Genomic DNA, 4,327 nt, shown 5'->3' on the forward strand with positions numbered 1-4,327 from the left:
GCCGCGGGCCACGACGATCAGTCCGCAGGAACCTCGCTGCGGTCGCCGCTCCACAGCGTGTGAAACTTGCCTTCGGCGTCGATTCGTTCGTAGGTGTGCGCGCCGAAGAAGTCACGCTGCCCTTGAGTGAGGGCTGCCGGAAGCCGCTCGGCGCGCAACGCGTCGTAGTACGACAGCGAGGAAGCGAACGCTGGTACCGGGATGCCGAGCAGGGACGCAGTAGCCACGACACGACGCCAGCTGTCGATAGCCGTCGCGATCGCCTGACGGAAGTACGGTGCCAGAATCAGGCTGGGAAGCTTGGGGTCTGCGTCGTACGCTTCCTTGATCCGGTTCAAGAAGCGAGCGCGGATGATGCATCCCCCACGCCAGATCGTGGCGAGGTCGCCAGGGTGCAGGTTCCAATCGTATTCGGCACTGCCAGCGGCGATCTGGTCGAAGCCCTGCGCATAGGCGACGACCTTCGACGCATAGAGCGCCTGCCGGATGTCTTCGGTGAACTGCTCGACATCGACCGGCTTGTCCGCCAGCCGACCGGAGGCCAGTCCGGTCGCGGCTCGGCGCTGTGCGCGCGAACCCGACAGCGCTCGCGCAAAGACCGCCTCGGCGATGCCGGTCACCGGCACCCCGAGATCGAGCGCAGCTTTCACCGTCCAGCGCCCGGTTCCTTTCTGTTCGGCAGCGTCGACGATCACATCCACCAGCGGTCGGCCGGTTTTCGCGTCGATCTGATCGAGAACTTCGGCGGTGATTTCGACCAGGTAGCTCTCCAGGTCCCCGGTGTTCCACTGGGTGAACACTCCGGCGATCTGCTTCGCGTCGAAGCCGAGCGCGTCTCGGAACAACTGGTAGGCCTCGCCGATCAACTGCATATCGGCGTATTCGATGCCGTTGTGCACCATCTTGACGAAGTGCCCGGAACCATCCGGACCGATGTGCGTGCAGCACGGCGTTCCGTCGACCTTCGCGGCGATCGACTCCAACAGCGGACCGAGCGAATCGTAGGACTCCGCGGGACCTCCGGGCATGATCGAGGGGCCATTGAGCGCTCCCTCTTCGCCGCCGGAGATGCCCGCGCCGACGAAATTCAACCCACGCTCGCGTAGTGCGGCTTCCCGTCGCATGGTGTCGGTGTAGAGCGCATTGCCACCATCGATGATGATGTCGCCCGGCTCCATCGCCGACGCCAACTCCTCGATGACGGCATCGGTGGCGGCGCCGGCCTTCACCATGATCAGCACCCGCCGCGGCCGCTCGAGCGCCGCGACGAATTCCCCGATGGTCTCGGTACGCACGAAGTCGCCGTCGGTGCCATATGCCTCGAGCAGTGCATCGGTCTTGGCGATGCTTCGGTTGTGCAACGCCACCGTGTAGCCATTCCTGGCGAAGTTCCGGGCGATATTGCTGCCCATCACTGCCAGGCCGGTGACCCCGATCTGTGCACGCGCTGTGGAGGTCGGCATCGATCAGCTCTCTTCGTTCGACGAGTGGTATGGGTGGAACCGCACGACGCCGTTCGGCGGCTCCATCGTGGAGCGTGCTCCACGATGACTGAGACCTTACCTACCGTCCAGAATCGTGATCGTTGCGCATCGCGGCCGGTCCACTGACAGGCGCACCGCCCGTCGTCTAGCATTCGACCTGCGCCGTCGTGATCGCGGATAGCGAGAATCGAGTCCGAGCGCCCGGTGGTCTTCGGTTTCCCCCGAGCCTCGGGCCGCCGAGAGCACAGAGTCCGTGACGACTGGCGACGATGTGGACGAACCTCGCTCGGGAACGAAAGAACTCCAGTACGGCGACAGACTGCAGTACGGCAAGGAACTCCAATACGGCACAGAGCCGATGCGTCAGGCATGGCTGACAGTGGCAAACCGATGCGTCGGCCGGGGCCACGCTTCGGTCGACAGGACGGAGGACCGAGGAGATGTCACTCGAGGAGTACCGGCAGGGCACCACTTTTCCAGGAGTCATCGGGCGCACGACCGATGTGTCGAGTCCCGCATGGCCACAGCTGGTCCGAGCGGCACCAGGAGCGCCGAATCTGCTGTTCATCATGCTCGACGACACCGGGTTCGGGCAGCTCGGCTGCTACGGCAGTCCGATCGACACACCACGGATCGACAGCCTCGCCGCGGGTGGATTGCTGTACAACAACATGCACACGACAGCACTATGTTCACCGTCACGCTCCTGCATGATCACCGGCCGCAATCACCACGCGAACGCGATGGCTGGCATAACGGAAATCGCCACCGGGTATCCGGGCTACAACGGGTGCATTCCGTTCGAGAACGGATTTCTCTCCGAAATGCTGCTACAGCACGGGTACAACACCTATATGGTGGGGAAATGGCACCTGGTGCCCTCGGAGCAGGAATCGGCTGCCGGCCCCTACGATCGCTGGCCCCTCGGCCGAGGGTTCGAACGATTCTATGGCTTCCTCGGCGGCGACACCAGCCAGTGGTATCCGGACCTGGTCTATGACAATCATCAAGTCGAGCCGCCCGCCAGTCCGGACGAGGGCTACCACCTGACCTCGGATCTGGTCGACCGAGCGATTTCCTTCATCGCCAGTGCGAAGCAGATCGCCCCCGACAAACCGTTCTTCATGAACTTCTGCACGGGAGCGACACACGCCCCGCACCATGTGCCCAAGGAGTGGTCCGATCACTATCGCGGTCGGTTCGACACGGGGTGGGATGCCTACCGCGAATACACCTTCCGCCGGCAACAGCAGGCCGGCATCGTCCCGCCGGACGCGCGATTGTCGGGTCGCGACCCGGACGTGCCACAGTGGGACTCGCTGTCACCGGATGCGCGCCGGTTGGCCGCCCGGATGATGGAGGTCTATGCCGGGTTCCTCTCGCATACCGACCACCACATCGGGCGCCTGCTGGATTTCCTCGAGCGCACCGGCGAACTCGACAACACGCTGATCATGCTCGTCTCCGACAACGGCGCCAGCCCAGAAGGCGGCGTCACCGGGACGACCAACGAGCTGCAGTTCTTCAACAACGCGCCCGAACCGATCGAAGACAGCCTGCGAGCCATAGACCAACTCGGCGGCCCCACGACGTTCAACCACTACCCGTGGGGTTGGACCTGGGCGGGAAATACGCCCTTCCGGCGATGGAAGCGCGAGACCTACCGCGGAGGCGTCAGTGATCCCTTCCTGGTCCACTGGCCCCGTGGGATCAGAGCTCGAGGCGAGATACGCACCCAGTATGCGCATGTGATCGACGTGGTGCCCACAGTGCTCGACGTGCTCGGGATCGATCCGCCGACCGCCGTACGAGGCGTAGCCCAGTCGCCGCTGCACGGGGTCGGGTTCGCGCACACTTTCGATGATCCGAATGCGGCGAGCCGGCATCGCACGCAGTACTTCGAGATGCTCGGTCACCGGGCGATCGACCACGACGGTTGGCGCGCGGTATGTCCGTGGCCCGGCCCCTCCTTCAGTGAGGCGGAAAGGCCCTTCGGCGCCCCCATCACCGCCGACGAACTCGACGCTCTGGACGCCGAACACTGGGAGCTGTATCACATCGCCGAGGACTTCACCGAAACGCGGAACCTCGCGGCCGAGCACCGGGACAAGCTCATCGAAATGATCTCGCTGTGGTACGTGGAAGCCGGCAGGAACAATGTGCTCCCCATCGACGGCAGCGTCTTGCAGCGCATGATGGTGCAGCGCCCACAGATCACCCCGGCGCAGACCCACTACACCCTCCGACCCGATACGGCGACATTGCCCGCCGCGGTCGCTCCGCGCGTGTTGAACCGTCCGCACAGCGTGACCGCAGTGGCCGACATCCCGCCCGACGGCGCCGAAGGTGTCCTGCTGTGCCAGGGCACCAATGTCGGCGGATGGACCTTCTATGTGCGCGACAGTCGATTGCACTATGCCCACAACTATGTCCGGCGCGCGACTTATCGAGTTTCCTCCACGCAGGCGGTTCCACCCGGCCGCCATGAGCTGCGCTTCGAATTCGAACCCACCGGCGACCCCGATTTCGCCACGGGCAAAGGCACACCGGGCATCGCGCGGCTCTACATCGACCGCGAGCAGGTGGGTGAGACCGACATACCCATCACCACACCGGTGGCGTTCAACCCCGGCGGGATGACCTGCGGCGCCAATCCGGGCTCCGCGGTGACGCCCGACTACGACCCGCCGTTCCGTTTCACCGGCGGGCTGCACACCGTCGTGGTCGATCTGTCCGGCGAGTCGATCACCGACGCCAGCAGCGAGATACGCATGCACATGGCACGACAGTGAATGTGATCCGCCGCCGGCACTGCGGTGACCGCAGTGCCGACGGCGGACTCG

2 protein-coding genes are annotated in these 4,327 nt (G+C 64.6%); one reads left to right on the forward strand and one right to left on the reverse strand.

Annotation, left to right across the window (positions count from 1 at the left end; genetic code table 11):
* Nucleotides 1–17 precede the first annotated feature (17 nt).
* Complete coding sequence (gndA, locus tag K940_RS0106670; protein ID WP_028476897.1) at nucleotides 18–1,463, reverse strand: NADP-dependent phosphogluconate dehydrogenase; 1,446 nt, start codon at nucleotides 1,461–1,463, stop codon at nucleotides 18–20.
* Between the two features lie 461 nt (nucleotides 1,464–1,924).
* Between gndA and K940_RS0106680 the strand changes: the two genes are divergently transcribed.
* Nucleotides 1,925–4,276, forward strand: coding sequence for an arylsulfatase (locus K940_RS0106680; RefSeq protein ID WP_028476898.1), 2,352 nt, complete (start codon nucleotides 1,925–1,927; stop codon nucleotides 4,274–4,276).
* The last annotated feature ends 51 nt before the right edge of the window (nucleotides 4,277–4,327 follow it).

Source organism: Nocardia sp. CNY236 (genome assembly GCF_000482385.1).
Lineage (GTDB): Bacteria > Actinomycetota > Actinomycetes > Mycobacteriales > Mycobacteriaceae > Nocardia.

Excerpts from the sequence above, each read along its gene's own strand:
- gndA (WP_028476897.1), bottom strand. The coding sequence starts at position 1,463 with ATGCCGACCTCCACAGCGCGTGCACAGATCGGGGTCACCGGCCTGGCA.
- K940_RS0106680 (WP_028476898.1), top strand. The coding sequence starts at position 1,925 with ATGTCACTCGAGGAGTACCGGCAGGGCACCACTTTTCCAGGAGTCATC.